Source organism: Acidovorax sp. GW823-FHT01C06, assembly GCF_058798375.1.
This window is the reverse complement of the sequence record NZ_JBXAKN010000008.1, coordinates 76,541-97,760: the sequence shown is the minus strand read 5'-3', so window position 1 is coordinate 97,760 and position 21,220 is coordinate 76,541. Positions and strand designations below refer to the sequence as shown.

The following is a 21,220-nucleotide window of genomic DNA, read 5'->3' as shown; positions in this document are numbered from 1 at the left end:
GCTCCACCCCCGGTGCCGCGGGTCCGCAGTGGCGGTATTCAACCTGGCCGCAGGGGCCGATTCCAGTTCCATGACGCTCTCCATTTGCACTGCGCAGCTCAACTTTGTCGTGGGCGACATGCCCCAGAACGCGCAGAAGATCATTGCCGCGGCCCGCGAAGCCCATGCCCGGGGTGCCCGGCTGCTGCTCACGCCCGAACTCGCCATCTGTGGCTATGCCGCCGAAGACCTGTTCCTGCGCCCGGCCTTCATCGCGGCCTGCGATGATGCCGTGAAAACCGTGGCCCGCGAGACGGCAGGGTTGAAAGGCCTGGCCATCGTGCTGGGCCATCCGCAGGCGGTGTCGCCCGATGCGCCTGCGTTCAGCGCCTGCCTCAATGCCGCCAGCGTGCTGCGCGAGGGCCGCATCGAGCAGACCTACGCCAAGCGCGAGCTGCCCAACTACCAGGTGTTCGACGAGCGCCGCTACTTCGTGGCGGGCAGCGCGCCCTGCGTGTTCGAGGTGGAGGGCGTGCGGGTGGGCCTGCTGGTCTGCGAGGACGCCTGGTTCGCCGCGCCGGCGCACGATGCGGCGGCCGCGGGCGCGCAGCTGCTGGCGGTCATCAATGCATCGCCCTTCCACCTGGGCAAGAGCGCCGAACGCGAGCAGACCATGCGCGAACGCGTGGCCGAGACCGGCCTGCCGCTGGTGTACGCCCACCTGGTGGGCGGGCAGGACGAGGTGGTGTTCGAGGGCCGCTCTTTCGCGCTCAACGCCGACGGCTCGGTGGCTGGTCGTGGTCCTGGGTTTGAAGAAAAACTGGTCTTTGCGCAAGTCCAGCAAGCGCAGGATGCTATCAAAATTGAAGCAGACATCGCGCCGGAGAAAAGCCTGGAGGCGGACCTGTGGGACGCCCTGGTGCTGGGGGTGCGGGACTATGTGGGCAAGAACGGATTTCCGGGCGCGCTGCTGGGGCTCTCGGGCGGCATCGACTCGGCCCTGGTGCTGGCCATTGCCGTGGACGCGCTGGGCGCCGACAAGGTGCGCACGGTGATGATGCCGTCGCCCTACACGGCCGACATCAGCTGGATCGATGCGCGCGACATGGCTGCCCGCCTGGGCGTGCGCTACGACGAGATCTCCATCAAGCCGCAGTTCGAGGCCTTCAAGGCCGCGCTGGCGAGCGACTTCGCGGGACTGGCCGAGGACACCACCGAGGAAAACCTGCAGGCGCGCATCCGGGGCACGCTGCTCATGGCGCTGTCCAACAAGTTCGGCGCCATCGTGCTCACCACGGGCAACAAGAGCGAGATGTCCACGGGCTACTGCACGCTGTATGGCGACATGGCGGGTGGCTTCGCGGTGATCAAGGACGTGGCCAAGACACGGGTGTTCGACCTGGCGCGCTGGCGCAACGCCAACGATCCGTATGGCACGGGCGCCAGTCCCATTCCCGAGCGCATCATCACCCGCCCGCCCAGCGCCGAGCTGCGCCCCGACCAGAAAGACCAGGACAGCCTGCCGCCCTACGAAGTGCTGGACGCCATCGTGGCGCGCTACATGGAGAACGATGAGCCCATCGAGTCCATCATCGCCAGCGGTTTTGCGCGCGCCGATGTGGAGCGTGTGACGCGCCTCATCAAGCTCAACGAGTACAAGCGCCGCCAGGCTCCCGTAGGGATTCGCGTCACGCGCCGTAGCTTCGGCAAGGACTGGCGTTACCCTATCACTAGCAAATTCAGGGCGTGACGCTTCGGCGCTGCGCTTTCAGCCCCCATTTTTTACATCCTCCAGGAGACCCGCCATGAAAATGATCACCGCCGTCATCAAGCCCTTCAAGCTCGAAGAAGTCCGCGAAGCCCTGGCTGAATGTGGCGTGACCGGCCTCACCGTGACCGAGGTGAAGGGCTTTGGCCGCCAGAAGGGCCACACCGAGCTGTACCGGGGCGCTGAATACGTGGTGGACTTCCTGCCCAAGGTGAAGGTCGAGGTCGTCGTGAAGAGCGAAGACGTGGACCGCTGCGTGGATGCCATCGTGAGCGTCGCGCGCACGGGCAAGATCGGCGACGGCAAGATCTTCGTCACCTCGGTGGAGCGCGTGGTGCGCATCCGCACCGGCGACCTGGACGACGCCGCGGTCTGAGGGGCCGCGCCCGCCTGGCCGGGGCCGCACGGGCTCCCGCAAGGAAAAGGCACGCAAGACACACAAGGACAAGGCACAAAGCGAAAGGGGCGGAAAACCGCCCCTTTCGCTTTTGTTTTGTTGTGTGGCTGCCGGCAGCGCGATGCGGGGGTGACCCCGTACCCGCGCGGCCCGGCCGTCAGATCACGGCACGCAGCGGCACCGGCGCCTGACCAGGGCCGGCGGACTGTACCAGCGTGCGCAGCAGCGCATCGGCGTCGGCGGACGCATGCAGCAGTCCCATCTGCCATTCGCCCATGAAGCCGCTGGCCACGCTGTGGTCCAGGAAGCCCATCAGCGCGTCGTAGTAGCCCGCGACATTGAGCAGGCCCAGCGGCTTGTCGTGGTAGCCCAGCTGGCGCCAGGTCCACACCTCGAACAGCTCTTCGAAGGTGCCGATGCCGCCGGGCAGGGCCAGGAAGGCGTCGCTGCGCTCGGCCATCATCGCCTTGCGCTCGTGCATGGTCTGCACGATGTGAAGCTCGTCGCACAGGCGGTTGGCCAGCTCCTTGTCCACCAGCGCCTGCGGAATCACGCCCACCACGCGCCCGCCCGCCACGCGGGTGGCCTCGGCCACCGTGCCCATCAGCCCGCTGCGCCCACCGCCATACACCAGCTGCCCGCCACGTTGGCCGATCCACTGGCCCACGGCCTTGGCGGCCTGGGCGAAGGCCGGGTTCTCGCCAGGGCGCGAGCCGCAGTACACACACACTGAAAATGCCGGTTCAACCATGGAAGATCCTCTGAAAAACAGCCGCGCCCCAGATGCCCATGCACAGCAGCAGCGCCAGCAGCACGGCGGCGCTGCCCATGTCCTTGGCGCGTTTTGAAAGGTCGTGCCATTCGGGGCCGATGCGGTCGATGGCGGTCTCGATGCCAGTGTTGAGCAGCTCCACGATCATCACGATCACCACGGAGCCTGCCAGCAGCGCCACCTCCACCCAGCTGCGCCCCAGCCACAGCGACAGGGGCAGCAGCACCATGGCGGCAATGGCCTCCTGGCGGAACGCCTTTTCGTTCCAGCCCGCGCGCAGGCCTTCCAGCGAATAGCCGGCGGCGTGCCAGATGCGGTTCAGGCCCGAGCGGGCTTTCTGGGGGTTGGCGGGCGCGATGGGCTGCGGCGGAGATAGGGACATGGTCCGGGCATTGTCTCGCACCCGCGTGACAGCTGGCACGGCGAAGGGGTGGCGGGGGGCTACTTTTTTGGCAGCTCGAAGTGCACCAGGCGGGTGCCGGCCAGCGCGTCATGCCAGAACTGCCGCTGGGGATGAAACCGGCTCAGGATGGCCCAGATGGCGACCCAGCCGAACAGCAGCACCAGCACCTCGAGGGCGGGCACGCCGAACAGGTAGGCGGCCAGCGGCGGCAGGAACCAGACCCAGCTGAGCAGGTAGCGCAGCAGGGCGCGCGCCTGGGTGATGGGGCGCCCTGCGGTGTCCACCACGCGGATGAGCCAGGTCTTCTGGGCCAGGGTCTGGCCCTTGGCCCAGAACCAGGTGAAATAGATGCCAAACACCACGAACAGGAAGGCCTGCAGGGCATGCCGGTTGTCCAGCGCGTGGCGGGTCTGGCTCAGGGTGCCGAACAGGTAGCCTGCGATGAAGACCACCCCGAACATCAGCATGCCCTCGTACAGCCAGCACGCCATGCGGCGCCACAGGTTGGGCGTCGCGCCGATGCCGGCGGCTGAAGGCGCAGGGGAGGAGGGGGCGGCCGGCGGCGTGCGGGCGGGAGGGGAGGCGGTCATTCCAGGGGGCGAAAGCGAGGCAGGAGCAAGGCGGGAAAGGCCGGCCGGCGGTCTACTGAGGATACAGGCCTGAATTGTCGGGTGTGACGATGGGAGCCGGGGCGGCGGGCGCTTCCGCGGAGCCTGCGCCCAGCGGTGCCAGCGCCGCCGGAACCGCCACGGGTACCGAGATGGGCGCGGTCTCCACCACCGTGGAGGCCGGATTCTGCGTGGGCACGCCCGATGCGGGTGGCGCCGCGGGCGTCACCGGCGCTGCCACGCGCGGGAGGCTGTGGTCCAGCACGGGGGGAATCTTGGGCGCATTCGGACGGCTGGGGTTGGCCTGCGTGGCCGCTGGCACCTGGGCCAGTTTCTTGGGCGACACGGGCCGCAGCGCCGTGGCGGCGCCCTTGGGCTTGGGCGCCGCACGGGCCGCCAGGGCGCGTTTTTCTTCCTCGGACAGGGCCAGGTAGGCCTCCCACTGGGCGCGCTTGTCGTCGGGGGCGAGGCGATTGGTGACCGCGTAGTTGAGCCGGGCCTGGTTGCGCTGCTGGGCGCTCAGGCTGGCCCAGTCCGCCATGCGGTCGTGGAACTTGGCCTGTTCTTCCTCGGGGAGCGCGGAGAAATTGGCCGCCAGCGCGAGCCAGCGGCGTTTTTGCGCCTCGCTGATCAGCGCCCAACGCTCCGCGAGCGGGTACAGCGCCAGCTTCTGGGGCGTGGTCAAGGTCTCCCAGCCCGGACCGGTCTCGACCTGCGGCACCATCGAGGTGCCATGGCGCGTGGGCGAGCGCGCGTTGTTGGGGCTGGCCACGGCCGCTTCCGCGCCGGCGGGCAGCAGGGTGCCGGGTGCCATGCGCATCTGCACCAGCACCTGGCCACCCACCGCCGCGAGCACGCCCAAGAGCGCCAAAGCCAGCACGAAGGCTGGCAGGGCGGGGGAAGCGTCAGAAGGGCTTGGGTGCATGCAGTACGGTGTCGGGCAGCTCAGTTCGGCTGCGCGGAGGTCTTGAGAAATTGTACGAAGCCCGGGTCTGCGTAGGCTGCGGGTGGCAGATCATCGGTCAGCAGCGCGGCATCCACCTCGGCCACGTCATTGGCACTGCTTTCGTCCTGGGCAATGTTGATCACGACCAAGCCCACCACCAGGGCCATCAGGGGAACGGCGGAAACCAGCGCACTCCACCAGCCACCGCCTTCACTGCCGCCGCGGCCCAGCGTGGCGCTGCCGCCCGCGCCGTGGATGACGGCCGCAGGGGCTGCCAGGCGCACTGGCACGATGTCTTTCTTGCGCTTGGCCAGCGCCTGCACGCGCGAGGCGCGCAGCCGCTCGGAAATGTCATAAGGCAATTCGGCGGTGCCGCTGGACAACCGCGACGCGACGCGCAGCGCAAAGCGCTCTGCCGCAGCTTCTGCCTGTGTCGATGGGGTCTGTACAGTGTTCATGGCTCGATTCCTTTGGCCTTCAGTGCCTTGCTGAGGGTTTGTATGGCACGAAAACAGTGCGTCTTGACGCTGCCTTCGGAGCAGCCCATGGCGGCCGCCGTTTCTGCAACATCCATTTCTTCCCAGTAACGCATGAGGAACGCTTCCCGTTGACGTGGCGGAAGCTCGGCGATTTCAGCCTCGATACCGTGGAAGATCTGCGCCCGGCGGGTCAGATCCTCGGCGCTCTCCGCCCGTTCTCCACCATCCGGTCCTGAATACGCCTCCAGCAGATCAAAATCCATGCCATCTTCGCCGGGGCCCTCGAAGTCGCTCATGCTCGAAAACAGTGCATTGCGTGTCTTCTGGCGCCGGAACCAGTCCAGGGTGCAGTTGGACAGGATCCGCTGGTACAGCATGGGCAGCTCCGCCGCCGGCTTGTCGCCGTAGTGCTCCGCCAGCTTGAGCATGCTGTCCTGCACGATGTCGAGCGCCGCTTCCTCATTGCGAACGTGGTAGACCGAACGCTTGAAAGCGCGCTTTTCTACACTTTTGAGGAAGTCGGAGAGTTCTTGTTCGGTTGCCAAGACGGGTCAGCCCGGGAGGGGATCGGTGCCGGTGAGCGCGCAAAAATGTGGCTATCCGACACGTGGAGCCTTTGATTATCGCATCCGCCAGGGTTTTTTTAGGCTGCCTGCGGTTTTACATGTGTTGCAGTGCGATAATCGCTGCTGCAATTCAAAAGGCAAACGGGTCACGGTCCGGCGCGGCAATCATCCCGCCCATGTCCTTGGCCTCAAGTTCCAAGCTGGCTTCACAAGAGCGCGTGCGAGGGGCACCCAAGGTTTTTCGTCAGAGAAATTCACAAAGGTTGATCGATCATGGAAATCTCCAAGGCTGAACTCACTTCAGCTGCCGCTGCCACGCAGGGCAATGCTTCTCCCGCTTCCGGCTCGCAGGACCTCATGGGTTCCGAGATCCTCATCAAGTCGCTCCAGGCCGAGAACGTCCAGTACATCTGGGGCTATCCCGGCGGCGCCGTCCTCTACATCTACGACGCGCTCTACAAGCAAGACACCATCCAGCACGTGCTGGTGCGCCACGAACAGGCCGCCGTGCACGCCGCCGACGGCTATGCGCGCGCCACCGGCGAAGTCGGCGTGGCCCTGGTCACTTCGGGCCCCGGCCTGACCAATGCGGTCACCGGCATCGCCACGGCGTACATGGATTCGATCCCCATGGTGATCATCTCCGGCCAGGTGCCCACGCCCGCCATCGGGCTGGACGCCTTCCAGGAGTGCGACACGGTCGGTATCACCCGCCCCATCGTCAAGCACAACTTCCTCGTCAAGGACCCGCGCGATCTGGCCATGACGATGAAGAAGGCCTTCCACATCGCCCGCACCGGCCGCCCCGGCCCCGTGGTGGTGGACGTGCCCAAGGACGTTTCGTTCAAGAAGGTGCCCTACAGCGGCTACCCGCAGTCGGTGGAAATGCGCTCGTACAACCCCGTGCGCAAGGGCCACGGCGGCCAGATCCGCAAGGCGCTGCAGTTGCTGCTGGCTGCCAAGCGCCCCTACATCTACACCGGCGGCGGCGTGCTGCTGGGCAATGCCACCAATGAGCTGCGCACGCTGGTGGACATGCTGGGCTATCCGGTCACCAACACGCTGATGGGCCTGGGCGCCTATCCCGCGTCGGACCGCAAGTTCCTGGGCATGCTGGGCATGCACGGCACCATCGAGGCCAACAACGCGATGCAGAACTGCGACGTGCTGCTGGCCGTGGGCGCGCGCTTCGACGACCGCGTGATCGGCAACCCCAAGCATTTCGCGCAGAACGACCGCAAGATCATCCACGTGGACATCGACCCGTCGAGCATCTCCAAGCGCGTGAAGGTGGACATCCCGATCGTCGGCGACGTGAAGGACGTGCTCACCGAGCTGATCTCCATGATCCGCGAGAGCAGCACGCGCCCTGACGCAGGTGCTCTGGCCGCCTGGTGGGACACCATCGAAGGCTGGCGCAAGCGCGATTGCCTCAAGTACAGCATGGGCAGCAGCGACGTCATCAAGCCACAGTATGTGGTCGAGACGCTGTGGAACATGACCAAGGATGCGGACACCTACATCACGTCCGACGTGGGCCAGCACCAGATGTGGGCCGCGCAGTACTACCGTTTCGACGAGCCGCGCCGCTGGATCAATTCGGGCGGCCTGGGCACCATGGGCGTGGGCATTCCCTACGCCATGGGCATCAAGCTGGCCAAGCCGGACTCCGAGGTCTTCTGCATCACGGGCGAAGGCTCGGTGCAGATGAACATCCAGGAGCTGTCCACCTGCCTGCAGTACAACACGCCGATCAAGATCTGCTCGCTGAACAACCGCTACCTGGGCATGGTGCGCCAGTGGCAGGAGATCGAATATTCCGGCCGCTACAGCCACAGCTACATGGACGCGCTGCCCAACTTCGTGAAGCTGGCCGAGGCCTACGGCCATGTGGGCATGCTCATCGAGCATCCCAAGGACGTGGAGCCCGCGCTGCGCGAAGCCCGCAAGCTCAAGGACCGCACGGTGTTCATGGACTTCCGCACCGACCCCACCGAGAACGTGTTCCCGATGGTGCAGGCCGGCAAGGGCATCACCGAAATGCTGCTGGGGTCGGAAGACCTTTAAGCAAAATCGGGCTCCAGCGCTTGATTGGCAAGCGCAAGCAGCTATCAATTTGATAGCTATCACTTTTTGACGAATCTATTGCCTGCCAAGCCCGTGCATTACCGTGCACGGGGGAGGGCAGCGAAAAGAGGAATCTCTTCATCATGAAACACATCATTGCCGTTCTGCTGGAAAACGAACCCGGCGCGCTCTCGCGCGTGGTGGGCCTGTTCTCCGCCCGTGGCTACAACATCGAATCGCTCACCGTGGCGCCCACCGAGGATCCATCGCTCTCGCGCATGACGATCCAGACCACGGGCTCCGACGACGTGATCGAGCAGATCACCAAGCACCTGAACCGCCTCATCGAGGTGGTCAAGGTGGTCGACCTCACCGAAGGCGCCTACACCGAGCGCGAGCTCATGATGGTGAAGGTGCGCGCCGTGGGCAAGGAGCGCGAGGAGATGAAGCGCATGGCCGACATCTTCCGTGGCCGCATCATCGACGTGACCGAGAAGAGCTACACCATCGAGCTCACCGGCGACCAGGGAAAGAACGATGCCTTCCTGCAGGCCATCGACCGCACGGCCATCCTGGAAACCGTGCGCACCGGTGCCAGCGGCATCGGCCGAGGCGAACGCATCCTGCGTGTCTGAAAAGGCGCCTGAGCGCTTTCCAGGACAATACCCCGTTTTATTTTTCAACCCGAACAACGCATTTCAACCGGAGCAACCCATGAAAGTTTTCTACGACAAAGACTGTGACCTGAGCCTGATCAAGGGCAAGACCGTTGCCATCATCGGCTACGGCTCGCAGGGCCACGCCCATGCACAGAACCTGAACGACAGCGGCGTGAAGGTCGTGGTCGGCCTGCGCAAGGGCGGTGCCTCGTGGGACAAGGTTGGCAAGGCCGGCCTGAACGTGATGGAAGTGAACGACGCCGTCAAGGCCGCCGACGTGGTCATGATCCTGCTGCCCGACGAGCAGATCGCCGAGGTCTACACCAACAACGTGGCCCCGAACATCAAGCAGGGCGCCTCGCTGGCCTTTGCCCACGGCTTCAACGTGCATTACAACCAGGTCGTGCCCCGTGCCGACCTGGACGTGTGGATGGTCGCTCCCAAGGCCCCTGGCCACACCGTGCGCAACACCTACACCCAGGGCGGCGGCGTGCCCCACCTGGTGGCCGTGCACCAGGACAAGTCCGGCAAGGCCCGCGACCTGGCCCTGTCGTACGCCATGGCCAATGGTGGCGGCAAGGCCGGCATCATCGAGACCAACTTCAAGGAAGAAACCGAGACCGACCTGTTCGGCGAGCAGGCCGTGCTGTGCGGCGGCGCCGTCGAGCTGATCAAGATGGGCTATGAAACCCTGGTCGAAGCCGGCTATGCCCCCGAGATGGCCTACTTCGAATGCCTGCACGAGCTCAAGCTCATCGTGGACCTGATCTACGAAGGCGGCATCGCCAACATGAACTACTCGATCTCGAACAACGCCGAGTACGGCGAGTACGTGACCGGCCCCGAAGTGATCAACGAGCAGTCGCGCGCCGCCATGCGCAATGCCTTGAAGCGCATCCAGAACGGCGACTACGCCAAGATGTTCATCCAGGAAGGCCGCCTGAACTACCCGAGCATGACGGCCCGCCGCCGCAACACCGCCGACCACAGCATCGAAGTGGTGGGCGGCAAGCTGCGCGCCATGATGCCCTGGATCGCCAAGAACAAGCTGGTCGACCAGACCCGCAACTGATCTCCTGTGCGAAGCACGAAAAGGCCACTTCACAGTGGCCTTTTTTGTTGCCGGGCCAACCCCTGGCGCAAAGCCCGCCCGCTACGTGGGCGCGCGCTCACCTGTGCCGGGGGCTGGGGCGCTTCCTTTGGCGGGACGCCTGTTGGCAGGCGCTACACTGCGGCCTTCGCCTTTTGCGCGTGCGGCGCGCCGCCTGTTCCGTGGGTCAGGGTTGAAAACTATAAATTTAATAGCAGCTTGCGCAATATAGGCAAGCGCTGGAGGTCTATTTGATGCATGACGGCAATGAATCCACCGACAACCCCGGTGTGATGGTGCGCAAGCGGCGCAAAGGCATCTACATCCTGCCCAACCTGTTCACGCTGGCGGCCCTGTTCGGTGGTTTCTATTCGATCGTGATGGCCATGAACGGCCGGTTCGACATGGCGGCGGTGGGCGTCTTCTGCGCCATGGTGCTGGACAGCCTGGACGGGCGCGTGGCGCGCATGACCAATACGCAGAGCGCGTTTGGCGAGCAGATGGATTCGCTGTCCGACATGGTCTCGTTTGGAGCGGCGCCCGCGCTGATCGCCTATGAGTGGTCGCTCCAGGGCCTGGGCCGCTGGGGCTGGATCGCCGCGTTCGTGTACTGCGCCTGCGCGGCCTTGCGCCTTGCGCGCTTCAATGTGAATACCAGCGTGGTGGACAAGCGCTACTTCCAGGGACTGCCTTCGCCAGCCGCCGCCGCCCTGGTGGCCGGCTTCATCTGGCTCATGACGGAGCTGGGGGTGCATCCGGGAGAAGACCTGTGGCTGACCTGGACGCAGACCACCTGGGTCATGTTCGCCTTCACGCTGTATGCGGGACTCACCATGGTGACCAACGTGCCGTTCTACAGCTTCAAGGACGTGCAGATGAAGAAGAGCGTGCCCTTTGCCGCCATCGTGCTGATAGCGCTGGGCATCGCGGTCATCAACATCCATCCCCCCATCGTGCTTTTCGGCGTGTTCGTCTGCTATGGGCTGAGCGGCTACGGCGTCTATGCCTGGCGCAAGGCCAAGGGCCAGCACAGCAGCGTGATCAGCACGTCGACCGATGAACCCGATGAGCGCGGACTCCACAAGTGACCACGGCGGCGGGTCGTGACTTGTGCTACATTGCATCGCATGAACACGTTTGCACTGGCCCTACTGCTACCTCCCCACGGGCGGAGACAGTAAGCGCACGCGCACACTTTTTCCACACAGGCCCGTATGCACCCGCAACGGGCCTTTTGTTTTGGGCGCCAGATTTTTGACGTTGCGGGAACCCCACCCACCGATACCAGGAGAACAACATGGCTGACAAACTGATCATCTTCGACACCACCTTGCGCGATGGCGAGCAATCCCCCGGCGCCTCGATGACCAAGGACGAGAAGCTGCGCATCGCGCGCCAGCTTGAGCGCCTGAAGGTGGACGTGATCGAAGCGGGCTTCGCGGCCAGTTCCAACGGCGACTTCGAAGCCGTGCAGGCCATCGCCAATGCGATCAGGGAATCGACCATCTGCTCGCTGTCGCGCGCCAACGACCGCGACATCGCGCGCGCGGCGGAGGCCCTGGCGGGCGCCAACAGCGCGCGCATCCATACCTTCATCGCCACGAGCCCGCTGCACATGGAGAAGAAGCTGCGCATGACGCCCGAGCAGGTGCTGGAGCAGGCCAAGCAGTCGGTGCGTTTCGCCCGCAACCTGGTGGCCGACATCGAGTTCAGCCCCGAGGATGGCTACCGCAGCGATCCCGATTTCCTGTGCCGCGTGCTGGAGGCCGTGATCGCGGAAGGCGCCACCACCATCAACGTGCCCGACACCGTGGGCTACGCCATCCCCGAGCTCTATGGCAACTTCATCAAGACGCTGCGCGAGCGCATCCCCAACAGCGACAAGGCCGTCTGGTCCGTGCACTGCCACAACGACCTGGGCATGGCGGTGGCCAACTCGCTCGCTGGCGTGAAGATCGGCGGTGCGCGCCAGGTGGAGTGCACGATCAACGGCCTGGGCGAGCGCGCGGGCAACTGCTCGCTCGAAGAGGTGGTGATGGCGGTCAAGACCCGCCGGGACTATTTCAACCTCGACCTCAACATCGACACGCAGCACATCGTGGCTGCCAGCCGCATGGTCAGCCAGACCACCGGTTTCGTGGTGCAGCCCAACAAGGCCGTGGTGGGCGCCAACGCGTTCGCACATGCCTCGGGCATCCACCAGGATGGCGTGCTCAAGGCGCGCGACACCTACGAGATCATGCGCGCCGAGGACGTGGGCTGGAGCGCCAACAAGATCGTGCTGGGCAAGCTGAGCGGCCGCAATGCCTTCAAGCAGCGCCTGCAGGAACTGGGTGTGAGCCTGGAGAGCGAAACCGAGGTCAATACGGCGTTCACCCGCTTCAAGGAGCTGGCGGACCGCAAGAGCGAAATCTTCGATGAGGACATCCTGGCGCTGGTCAGCGACGAGAGCGTGACCAGCGAGAAGGAGCAGTACGGCTTTGTCTCCCTTTTTCAGCAGAGCGAAACGGGTGAGCACCCCCGCGCGCGCATCGTCTTCACGGTCGACGGCCATGAGGTGCGCGGCGAATCCGAAGGCAACGGCCCCGTGGACGCCTCGCTCAAGGCCATTGAATCGCACGTCAAGAGCGGGGCGGAGATGGTGCTGTACTCGGTCAATGCCATCAGCGGCTCGACCGAGAGCCAGGGCGAGGTCACGGTGCGCCTGCAAAACAGCGGCCGCGTGGTCAATGGCGTGGGCGCGGATCCGGACATCGTGGTGGCTTCGGCCAAGGCATACCTCAGCGCGCTGAACAAGTTACAAAGTAAAGCTGACCGGGTGGCTGCACAAGGTTGAATGAACAATTTATAATTTCATTCACTTTCTCGGAAAGTCGCGCAAGGCATTGATCTTGCGCGACTTTTTTTGATTCTGTACACTGCTCAACACCTATTACCGTTTGGAGCACTTTGATGCACCATCGCCACCGCGCCGCAGTGAGCCGTTTCTTTCAAATTTTGAGCGTTGTCGCCGTGAGCGCCGTCCTGGCTGCCCCGGCCGCGCACGCAGGCGAGCGCAAGAAAGCCTCGGACAAAAAACAGCAGATCAGCACGGCCACTGCCAAACGGGGCGTTGCGCCCCGCAAGGTGGCTGCTGCCTCCACCAGGGCCGTGCGCGTGACGGCCAGGACCTCCAAGGCCGCCACCCGCGTGGCGTTCGTGCCGGCCAAGCAGTCCTTCGGGCAGATGGCGGGCCTGCACGAGGTCAACGATCCATTGGATCTGAAGTCGAGTGTGGCCCTGGTCATCGACCAGGACACGCATGAGGTCCTGCTGAGCAAGAATGACCATGCGGTGCTGCCCATCGCGTCCCTGACCAAGCTCATGACCGGGATGCTCATTTCCCAGGCCAAGCTGCCGATGGATGAACCGATCACCATCACGCAGGACGACGTCGATACGGAAAAGGGCAGCCGCTCGCGCCTGACGGTGGGTTCTACGCTGACCCGGGGCGAGATGCTGCATCTGGCCCTCATGTCCAGCGAGAACCGGGCTGCGCATGCGCTGGGCCGTACCTACCCTGGTGGCCTGGAGGCTTTCGTGGCGCAGATGAACGCCAAGGCCCGTTTGCTGGGCATGACCGACACCCGCTATGTGGAGCCCACGGGGCTGTCCAGCCGCAACCAGTCCAGCGCCCGGGACCTGGCCACCTTGGTGAATGTGGCGCACAGCGATCCCTTGCTGCGCGAGCTGTCCACGTCTCCGGGCTATGAGGTGGCCGTGGGCCCGAGAACGCTGCAGTACAACAATACCAACGGGCTGGTAAAGAACCCCACCTGGGATATCGGACTGCAAAAGACGGGCTATATCTCCGAGGCGGGCCGCTGCCTTGTGATGCAGACGCAGATCGCCGGGCGCAAGCTCATCATGGTGTTTCTGGATTCCGCGGGCAAGTTCAGCCGGCTGGGGGATGCGGAGCGCGTGCGCCACTGGGTGGAGTCGATGCCATCCCTGGCGACCCCGTTGCAGGCCCGGGCCGGAAGCAATGGCTAGCCGATAGCGGCAGCTAGCTTCCCGCGCCAGCGGCCCCGCCGGGGCCGTGGTGCCATCGAAGCGCATTGATCATCCATGGGCCGACCAGGCATTGCCCGCCTGTGTCGGCTTTTCATTTCATGCGTGGTGGCTTCTGGGGTCGTGGTGCGCCGCTCAGCGAAGGCCTGCACGCAAGCCGGCTTCGCTGGATGCCGATGCCTCGGTGCTGGTGGGTACGTGGCCCAGCGCGAGCGAGATCTCGTTGGCCGTGGCTTGCAATTTGGGCAGCCACCCTTCGTCCAGCCGGTCCGCCGGGGCCGATATCGACAGACCCGCCACCAGCTTGCCTTGGTCATCATAGACGCCGGCGGCCATGCAGCGTACGCCCAGTTCCAGTTCCTCGTTGTCGCGGGCAATCCCGTACTGCCGTGCCTTGGCGAGTTCGCGCTCAAGGTTGGGCAGCTGGGTGATGCTGTTGCGCGTGTGTCCCGCCAGCCCGGTGCGCGTGGCGTAGGCCCGCACGCGCTGGGGATCGTCCAGGGCCAGGAAGAGCTTGCCCGTCGATGTCAGGTGCAGGGGGGCGCGCCCGCCGATGGCGCGTACCACCTGCATGCCCGAGCGCTCGCTGTAGGCGCGCTCCACGTAGACAATCTCATCCCCCTGCCGCATGCTCAGATTGACCGGTTGCTGGATCAGCTTGTGCAGGTTGCGCATGGGGGTCAGGGCGGCATCGCGCACGCTCAGGCGCGCCTTGACGAGGTTGCCCAGTTCCAGCAGGCGCATGCCCAGCCGGTAGCTGCCGGATTCCGGCCGGTCCACGAAGCGGCCGATCGTGAGGTCGTTCAGGATGCGGTGCGTGGTGGAGGGGTGCAGCCCCGTCTTCTCGCTGATTTCCTTGAGGGAGATCGCCTCCTCGCGCGACGCCAGCACATCGATCAGCGTAAACATGCGTTCAAGCACCTGAACGCTGGGTTTGGCAGGAATGCTGGGATCGATTTTTTTCATGGGCGGCGATGCAATGAGGGCCGCAGCATTTTATCTTGTGAAATTCAATCCTGCATTCAGGCGCCTTGTTCGGCGCGGTGCCACGCGCCATCGGTGCGGACTTCGTGGGGGTGAAAGCGGGCCTTGTAGTTCATCTTGGGGCTGGCTTCGATCCAGTAGCCCAGATAGACATGGGGGAGCCCCAGGGAGCGCGCCTGCGCAATCTGCCACATCACGTTGTAGGTGCCGTAGCTGCAGTGGGGCTCGGGCTCGTAGAAGGTGTAGACCGCGGAAAGCCCGTCGTCGAGCACATCCAGGATGGATACCATCTTGAGCGCGCCGGGCTCGCCGCTGGCATCCGTTTCGCGGAACTCCACGAGGCGCGAATTCACCCGGCTTTGCAGCAGGAACTGGGTGTACTGGTCGATGCTGTCATGGTCCATGCCGCCGCCCGCGTGGCGGCCATTCTGGTAGCGCAGGTAGAGCTGGTAGTGCTCGGGCACGAAGCACAGGCGCAGCACGCGCGCCTGCAGGCCGCCATGTCGAACGGTCGCTCGCCGCTGGCTTCGATCGGGTTGGAACTCATTCACGAGCACGCGCAGCGGAGTGCAGGCCTGGCAGCCATCGCAGTAGGGACGGTAGGTGAACATGCCGCTGCGCCGGAACCCCTTGGCGACGAGGTCGGAATACACGTCGCTCTGAATCAGGTGGCTGGGCGTGGCCACCTGCGACCGAGCCTGTCTGTCCGGCAGGTAGCTGCAGGGGTAGGGGGCTGTCGCATAGAACTGCAGGGTTTGCAGTGGAAGGTCGTTGAGTTGCGTCATGCCGTGGACACGGTGGAGGGCAGCAGCCCGTTCCAGTATACGGGGTCGAAGGCCCAGGGCGGTGGCGGAAGGTGCTGGGTCTTCTGGATCTCGGCCAGGAACTGCGCGCGGGGAATCTCCCGGGCTCCCAGGGAGGCGAGGTGGCGCGTGTTCTGCTGGCAGTCGATCATCGCAACGCCGTGGTGGCGGCACAGGCCCACCAGGGCCGCGAGCGCGATCTTCGATGCGTCCGTGGCGTGGGCGAACATCGATTCGCCGAACACTGCCTGGCCGAGGGCCACGCAGTACAGGCCGCCCACCAGCCGTCCTTCAACCCAGGTCTCGACGCTGTGGGCATACCCTGCCGCATGGAGGCGGATGTAGGCTTCGATCATCTCGGGCACGATCCAGGTGCCCACTTGGCCATCGCGTTCCTTGGTGGCGCAGGCCGTGATGACTTCCCGGAAAGCATGGTCCACGCGGATCTGGCAGGCTGCATCGGTGCGGAATGCCTGCAGCGTCCTGCGCAGGGAGCGGTGCAGCCTGAACTCCGCGGTGGGCAGCACCATGCGGGGATCGGGGGCCCACCACAGGATGGGCTGCCCCGGGCCGTACCAGGGAAAGGTGCCTTGGGCGTATGCCGCCCGCAACTGCGCCACCGCCAGCGCGCCACCTGCCGCCAGGAGCCCGGGTGCGGGGTCCTGCGGTCCCCATGCGGTCGCGGGATGCGGCAGACGGTCTTCGGGTTCCAGCCAGGGCAATTGCGGGGGCATGGGATGGTGCGCGGGTAAACAACAACGACAAGGAGACTGGCTTATTGTCCGGCAACCCGGGCGTGCGCGGCGCGGATGAAGCCGGCGACAAAAAAGCCCACCATGCGTGGGCATGGTGGGCTTTCTGAGTGGCTCCTCGACCTGGGCTCGAACCAGGGACCTACGGATTAACAGTCCGGCGCTCTACCGACTGAGCTATCGAGGAATGATCGGTATGTAAAAGGCCCCGCGTACACATGCAGGGCCTGCAAATTCTTGGCTCCTCGACCTGGGCTCGAACCAGGGACCTACGGATTAACAGTCCGGCGCTCTACCGACTGAGCTATCGAGGAACAAGACTTAGATTATATACATAAAAAATGGGCTCCAGCCGCTTCGCTGATGTACCCGACGATTTGCACGGTGCCCCGGCCGGGAGTGCGGGGCGCATGCCTGGCTGTCGATGCTGCCCATTCGCTCACTGCGGCTCGGGCCTGCGCCACAGCCAGGCCAGCACGCACGCCATGCAGGTGATGGCGAGCACGGCGATCCAGGTGCGCGTGCCCGTCGCAAACAGCACGATCCCACTCAGCACCATCAGGCACGTGGCGCTCCATTTGGCGCGCCGGCTCACGCAGCCTCCCTGGGCCCAGTTGCGCAAGAGCGGGCCGAACAGGCGGTGGTTCCAGAGCCAGCGGTACAGCCGGGGCGAACTGCGGGCCGCAGCCCATGCCGCCATGAGAATGAACACCGTGGTGGGCAGCCCGGGAACGATGACGCCGATGATGCCCATCACCAGGCACGCCACGGCAAAGACCAGCAGCAGCCAGCGGGCGGGCCATGGCAAGGGGCGCAGGGGCGGGGCCGTGTCGGTGGAGGCCTGGTCTGGAGGAGAGTCCATGCCGGTATTGTGAATGGGCGCGCCGCTGCGCGGCGCGCCGACACGCGCTATGCTGCCGCAGGCTGGCGCGCGCCAGCCGCTTTCGCAGAAATTTCACACCGATGACCATCCACACCATCCTGAAGATGGGCGATCCGCGCCTGCTGCGCGTTGCCCAGCCCGTGACTGCATTCGATACAGACGATCTTCATCTTCTGGTGCGGGACATGTTCGACACCATGCGCTCCGTCAATGGGGCGGGGCTTGCCGCGCCGCAGATCGGCGTGGATCTGCAACTCGTGATCTTTGGCTCCGGCGAACGCAATCCGCGCTACCCCGAGCGTCCGGTGATTCCTCCCACCGTCCTGCTCAATCCCGTCATCACGCCGCTGGGCGATGAAGAAGAGGAGGACTGGGAAGGCTGCCTTTCCGTGCCGGGGCTGCGCGGCAAGGTCCCCCGGTGGGCGCGCATCCGCTACACGGGGTTCGATCCTTACGGCGACCGCATAGACCGCACGGTGGACGGCTTTCATGCCCGTGTGGTGCAGCACGAGTGCGACCACCTCGTTGGCAAGCTGTACCCGATGCGGGTGCGCGATTTCACGCAGTTCGGCTTCACGGAAGTGCTCTTCCCCGACATTAGCGCCGCCGAGGACGACTGACGGGCGGAACCAGCGCCCGCTTTGGGGTCAACGGTGCACGAGCACCGGGATCTTGCTGTGCGTGAGGACCTTGAGGGTCTCGCTTCCCAGCAGGATGCCCTGGAGGCCGCGGCGGCCATGCGAGGCCATCAGGATCAGGTCGCAGCCCTGCGCGTGCGCGGCGTCGATGATGGCTTCGTAAGGATGGTCGCTGATGCTGGTCAGGGTGTCGCAGGGCACGCTGTACTGTGCCGCGGTCTCCCGGATGTAGTTCAGGACCTCCTCGGCCCTCGCCCGGGCCTGGTCTTCCTGGCTCTTGCGCGTGTGTTCGAGCATGGCGGTGTGGTACGCAAGTGCATGGAATTCGGGCAGGGCATAAAAGCCGGTGACCTTGGCGTGGGCTTCGCGGGCAAAGCGCATGCCGCGCAGGATGGCCGCTTCCGACAGCGCCGTACCGTCGGAGGGCATCAGGATGTGCTTGTACATGCTGGCTCCTTGGGGGCTGCGTGGGCAGTCCCGGCAGGGCGCCGGGTCGCCTGCCCGGGTGCGGTGGCGCAACGCGGCTGGCAGGCACCGTGGGCGCCATGAACGCGCCACATGCATGTGGCTGTTATAGGCTCAAGATGGGCACAAGGCAAGCGCCAGCCCTGGCGCACTTCAGCATTCGACAACAGGGGGAAATGCGCCCTGGCGCCTGATTGGCATGCGATGGATGCTATCAATGGAATAGCATCTTGGCGCGCAGCCTTCTCGTGAGGGGATCCACCGCCTGCCCGGAGGCCGGAGACGGGATGCGGTAGGCCGCTAGTCAGTCAGTCAGCCAGCTCGCGCAGCAGTTCGGTCTCGATCTCGATCTGGCGTGCATTGTTCTGCAGTTCGGGGCCCTGGACCAGGAAGGTGTCTTCGACACGTTCGCCCAGGGTGCTGACCTTGGCCAACTGCACGCTCAGGTGGTGCTGCGCCAGGATGCGCGCCACCAGGTACAGCAGGCCCGCACGGTCGCTGGCGGAAATGGCCAGCAGCCAGCGCTGCGCCTTTTCGTCGGGGCGCAGCGTGACGCGCGGGGCGACCGGAAAGCTCTTCACGCGGCGCGACACCCGCCGGCGCGCGGGTTCGGGCAGCGGCCCGCCCGCCTCGATCACGCGCACCAGGTCGCTTTCGACCATATGGGTCAGTTCGCGGTAGTGCCCCGCCTGCGACGAGGCCACCACCTGGAAGGTGTCGAGCGCATAGCCGTTGTTCGCGGTGTGCACGCGCGCATCCAGGATGCTGAAGCCCGCGCGGTCGAAATAGCCGCAGATGCGCGCGAACAGGTCCGCCTGGTCGGCGGCATACACCATCACCTGCAGGCCATCGCCCGCCAGCGACTGGCGCGCGCGCACCACGGGCCTGGCCGTGCCTACATGGCGCGACAGGTGGCGCGTGTGCCAGGCGATGTCCGCCGCTTCGTGGCGCATGAAGTAGCTCACATCCAGCGTGGCCCACAGGGCCTTGTGGGCCTCGAAGGGCAGGGCGCTCAGGGCCAGCAGCACCAGCGCCTCGCGCTTGCGCGCTTCGATCTCGGCGGCGGCATCCGGGGCCCGGCCACCCAGCGTGCGCAGCGTGGCGCGGTACAGGTCTTCGAGGAGCTTGCCCTTCCAGGCGTTCCACACCTTGGGGCTGGTGCCACGGATGTCTGCCACGGTGAGCAGGTACAGCGCGGTCAGGTAGCGTTCGTTGCCCACGCGCTGCGCGAATGCCGCGATCACGTCCGGGTCGGAGAGGTCTTCCTTCTGGGCGATCCGGCTCATCGACAGGTGTTCGCTGACCAGGAACTCGATGAGCCTGGCGTCTTCACGGTCCACGCCATGTTGGCGGCAGAAGCGCCGCACCTCGACGGCGCCGATCTGCGAATGGTCGCCGCCGCGGCCCTTGCCGATGTCGTGGAACAGCGCCGCGACGTACAGGATCCACGGCTTGTCCCACCCGCCCGCGAGCTGTGAGCAGAACGGGTATTCGTGCGCGTGCTCGGCCATGAAGAAACGGCGCACGTTGCGCAGCACCATGAGGATGTGCTGGTCGACCGTGTACACATGGAACAGGTCGTGCTGCATCTGCCCCACGATGCCCCGGAAGACCCACAGGTAGCGCCCGAGCACCGAGGTCTGGTTCATGAGGCGCATGGCATGCGTGATGCCCGAGGGCTGCTGCAGGATGCGCATGAAGTTGGCGCGATTGACCGGGTCGCGGCGGAACGCGCCGTCCATCACCCCGCGTGCGTTGTACAGCGCGCGCAGCGTGCGCGCCGACAGGTCCTTGAGCCCCACGGTGGTCTGGTAGAGCAGGAAGGTTTCCAGGATGGCGTGCGGGTCGCGCTCGTACAGGTCGTCGCTGGCCACCTCGATCAGGCCGGCCTTCTCGAAGAAGCGCTCGTTGATGGGGCGCGGCTCGTGGGTCGAGGGGTTCAGGCGTTCCTCGATGTTCAGCAGCAGGATCTGGCTGAGCTGCGACACGGCCTTGGCCGCCCAGTAGTAGCGCCGCATCAGGCTTTCGCTGGCGCGCATGGGCAGGCGCGAGCCGTCGGGCGCCTGCGAGCGGTAGCCGAAGGACTCGGCCACGGCGGTCTGCAGGTCGAACACCAGGCGGTCCTCATGCCGCCCGGCGGCTGCATGCAGGCGCGCGCGGATGAGGCAGAGCACGGCCTCGTTGCGCTCGATCTGGCGCACCTCGAAGGCGGTGGCCATGCCGCTGGCGGCCAGTTCCTTCCAGTTGCGGCCCAGGCCCGCGGCCTGCGCCACCCACAGGATCATCTGCAGGTCGCGCAGCCCGCCGGGCGACTCCTTGCAGTTGGGCTCCAGCGAGTAGGGCGTGTTCTCGTACTTGTTGTGGCGCTGGCGCATCTCCAGCGTCTTGGCCACCAGAAAGGCCTGCGGGTTCATCTGCAGGCGGTACTGGCGCTGGAATTCGGCGAACAGCGCCGCGTTGCCGCACACCAGGCGCGATTCGAGCAACGAGGTCTGCACGGTGACATCGCCCGCGCTTTCGGCCAGGCATTCGGCCACGGTGCGTACGCTGGAGCCGATCTCCAGGCCCGCATCCCAGCAGCTGCCGATGAAGCCCTCCAGCCGCGTGCGCAGCTCGCTGCCGGCCTCGGGGGCGCTTCCATCGGGCATCAGCAGCAGGACGTCGACATCCGAATAGGGGAAAAGCTGGTCGCGCCCGAAGCCGCCCACGGCCACCAGCGCCATGTCCGCTGGGAGCTGCGCCCGCTGCCACAGCGTGTGCAGCAGGGCGCCGGCCAGCGTGGAGAGCTTGCGCAGCAGCACGCGGATGCCACGCGTGGAGGCGCCCGTGGCCTGCAAGGCGGCGAGCAGGGCGGCTTTGTCGCTGCGGTAGGCGTCCCGCAGGGCATGGAGTTCGGTCATGGTCGTGGTGC

21 protein-coding genes and 2 tRNA genes are annotated in these 21,220 nt (G+C 65.4%); 9 read left to right on the top strand and 14 right to left on the bottom strand.

What is annotated here, in order from left to right; genetic code table 11:
• The first annotated feature begins 70 nt into the window (after window positions 1-70).
• Together AC1RCS_RS16980 and AC1RCS_RS16975 are read left to right on the top strand one after the other, a co-directional pair.
• Window positions 71-1,729 carry an NAD+ synthase gene (locus AC1RCS_RS16980; RefSeq protein ID WP_369642752.1) on the top strand — a complete coding sequence of 553 codons (1,659 nt, stop codon included), beginning with the start codon at window positions 71-73 and terminating at the stop codon, window positions 1,727-1,729.
• 55 nt (window positions 1,730-1,784) lie between these two features.
• Complete coding sequence (locus AC1RCS_RS16975; protein WP_218294490.1) at window positions 1,785-2,123, top strand: P-II family nitrogen regulator; 339 nt, start codon at window positions 1,785-1,787, stop codon at window positions 2,121-2,123.
• Window positions 2,124-2,301: 178 nt separating this feature from the next.
• Here AC1RCS_RS16975 and AC1RCS_RS16970 read toward each other — a convergent pair whose 3' ends face one another.
• From AC1RCS_RS16970 to AC1RCS_RS16945, 6 genes are read right to left on the bottom strand one after another with little or no spacing between them, the layout of a single operon-like run.
• Entirely contained in the window at window positions 2,302-2,895 is a 594-nt protein-coding gene (locus AC1RCS_RS16970) for an LOG family protein (RefSeq protein WP_218294491.1), read from the bottom strand.
• Window positions 2,888-3,298 (bottom strand): diacylglycerol kinase, encoded by a 411-nt coding sequence (locus AC1RCS_RS16965; protein ID WP_492245481.1) that lies wholly within the window; start codon window positions 3,296-3,298, stop codon window positions 2,888-2,890. Before AC1RCS_RS16965 ends, AC1RCS_RS16970 begins: the two co-directional genes overlap by 8 nt.
• A 59-nt stretch (window positions 3,299-3,357) precedes the next feature.
• Window positions 3,358-3,909, bottom strand: coding sequence for an RDD family protein (locus tag AC1RCS_RS16960; protein WP_492245482.1), 552 nt, complete (start codon window positions 3,907-3,909; stop codon window positions 3,358-3,360).
• Window positions 3,910-3,961: 52 nt separating this feature from the next.
• Complete coding sequence (locus tag AC1RCS_RS16955) at window positions 3,962-4,852, bottom strand: DUF3106 domain-containing protein (RefSeq protein ID WP_218340963.1); 891 nt, start codon at window positions 4,850-4,852, stop codon at window positions 3,962-3,964.
• Between the two features lie 20 nt (window positions 4,853-4,872).
• Window positions 4,873-5,331 carry a DUF3619 family protein gene (locus tag AC1RCS_RS16950; RefSeq protein ID WP_218294495.1) on the bottom strand — a complete coding sequence of 153 codons (459 nt, stop codon included), beginning with the start codon at window positions 5,329-5,331 and terminating at the stop codon, window positions 4,873-4,875.
• Window positions 5,328-5,897 carry an RNA polymerase sigma factor gene (locus AC1RCS_RS16945; protein WP_218294496.1) on the bottom strand — a complete coding sequence of 190 codons (570 nt, stop codon included), beginning with the start codon at window positions 5,895-5,897 and terminating at the stop codon, window positions 5,328-5,330. The genes AC1RCS_RS16950 and AC1RCS_RS16945 overlap by 4 nt, the downstream gene beginning before the upstream one ends.
• Before the next feature lie 294 nt (window positions 5,898-6,191).
• Between AC1RCS_RS16945 and AC1RCS_RS16940 the strand changes: the two genes are divergently transcribed.
• The 6 genes from AC1RCS_RS16940 (at window position 6,192) to pbpG (ending at window position 13,766) form a co-directional block, all read left to right on the top strand.
• Window positions 6,192-7,985: an acetolactate synthase 3 catalytic subunit gene (locus tag AC1RCS_RS16940; protein WP_369642750.1), complete on the top strand. Its 1,794-nt coding sequence runs from the start codon at window positions 6,192-6,194 to the stop codon at window positions 7,983-7,985.
• Between the two features lie 143 nt (window positions 7,986-8,128).
• A complete protein-coding gene (ilvN, locus tag AC1RCS_RS16935) occupies window positions 8,129-8,620 on the top strand; it encodes an acetolactate synthase small subunit (protein WP_218294498.1) in 492 nt (163 codons plus the stop codon).
• Between the two features lie 79 nt (window positions 8,621-8,699).
• Window positions 8,700-9,716, top strand: coding sequence for a ketol-acid reductoisomerase (gene ilvC, locus AC1RCS_RS16930; RefSeq protein WP_218294499.1), 1,017 nt, complete (start codon window positions 8,700-8,702; stop codon window positions 9,714-9,716).
• A gap of 272 nt (window positions 9,717-9,988) precedes the next feature.
• Window positions 9,989-10,822, top strand: coding sequence for a CDP-diacylglycerol--serine O-phosphatidyltransferase (pssA, locus tag AC1RCS_RS16925; RefSeq protein WP_218294500.1), 834 nt, complete (start codon window positions 9,989-9,991; stop codon window positions 10,820-10,822).
• A 209-nt stretch (window positions 10,823-11,031) separates the two neighbouring features.
• Complete coding sequence (locus AC1RCS_RS16920; RefSeq protein WP_218340965.1) at window positions 11,032-12,570, top strand: 2-isopropylmalate synthase; 1,539 nt, start codon at window positions 11,032-11,034, stop codon at window positions 12,568-12,570.
• A gap of 116 nt (window positions 12,571-12,686) precedes the next feature.
• Window positions 12,687-13,766: a D-alanyl-D-alanine endopeptidase gene (pbpG, locus tag AC1RCS_RS16915; RefSeq protein WP_492245483.1), complete on the top strand. Its 1,080-nt coding sequence runs from the start codon at window positions 12,687-12,689 to the stop codon at window positions 13,764-13,766.
• Window positions 13,767-13,919: 153 nt separating this feature from the next.
• Here pbpG and AC1RCS_RS16910 read toward each other — a convergent pair whose 3' ends face one another.
• From AC1RCS_RS16910 to AC1RCS_RS16885, 6 genes are all read right to left on the bottom strand, one after another.
• Window positions 13,920-14,750: an IclR family transcriptional regulator gene (locus AC1RCS_RS16910; protein WP_218294503.1), complete on the bottom strand. Its 831-nt coding sequence runs from the start codon at window positions 14,748-14,750 to the stop codon at window positions 13,920-13,922.
• Between the two features lie 56 nt (window positions 14,751-14,806).
• Window positions 14,807-15,553, bottom strand: coding sequence for an arginyltransferase (locus tag AC1RCS_RS16905; RefSeq protein ID WP_369642749.1), 747 nt, complete (start codon window positions 15,551-15,553; stop codon window positions 14,807-14,809).
• Window positions 15,550-16,305 (bottom strand): leucyl/phenylalanyl-tRNA--protein transferase, encoded by a 756-nt coding sequence (gene aat, locus AC1RCS_RS16900; protein WP_218294505.1) that lies wholly within the window; start codon window positions 16,303-16,305, stop codon window positions 15,550-15,552. The genes AC1RCS_RS16905 and aat overlap by 4 nt, the downstream gene beginning before the upstream one ends.
• 129 nt (window positions 16,306-16,434) lie before the next feature.
• Window positions 16,435-16,510, bottom strand: a tRNA-Asn gene (locus AC1RCS_RS16895).
• A 51-nt stretch (window positions 16,511-16,561) separates the two neighbouring features.
• A tRNA-Asn gene (locus AC1RCS_RS16890) sits at window positions 16,562-16,637 on the bottom strand.
• 125 nt (window positions 16,638-16,762) lie between these two features.
• Entirely contained in the window at window positions 16,763-17,185 is a 423-nt protein-coding gene (locus tag AC1RCS_RS16885) for a YbaN family protein (RefSeq protein ID WP_218340967.1), read from the bottom strand.
• A 101-nt stretch (window positions 17,186-17,286) separates the two neighbouring features.
• Between AC1RCS_RS16885 and def the strand changes: the two genes are divergently transcribed.
• On the top strand, window positions 17,287-17,826 hold the full coding sequence (gene def, locus AC1RCS_RS16880; protein WP_218294564.1) for a peptide deformylase: 540 nt from the start codon (window positions 17,287-17,289) through the stop codon (window positions 17,824-17,826).
• A gap of 27 nt (window positions 17,827-17,853) precedes the next feature.
• On the opposite strand, the gene AC1RCS_RS16875 is transcribed toward def, so the two are convergent.
• Window positions 17,854-18,291: a universal stress protein gene (locus AC1RCS_RS16875; RefSeq protein ID WP_218294565.1), complete on the bottom strand. Its 438-nt coding sequence runs from the start codon at window positions 18,289-18,291 to the stop codon at window positions 17,854-17,856.
• Window positions 18,292-18,617: 326 nt separating this feature from the next.
• Window positions 18,618-21,209: a [protein-PII] uridylyltransferase gene (locus AC1RCS_RS16870; RefSeq protein WP_369642747.1), complete on the bottom strand. Its 2,592-nt coding sequence runs from the start codon at window positions 21,207-21,209 to the stop codon at window positions 18,618-18,620.
• Window positions 21,210-21,220 lie beyond the last annotated feature (11 nt).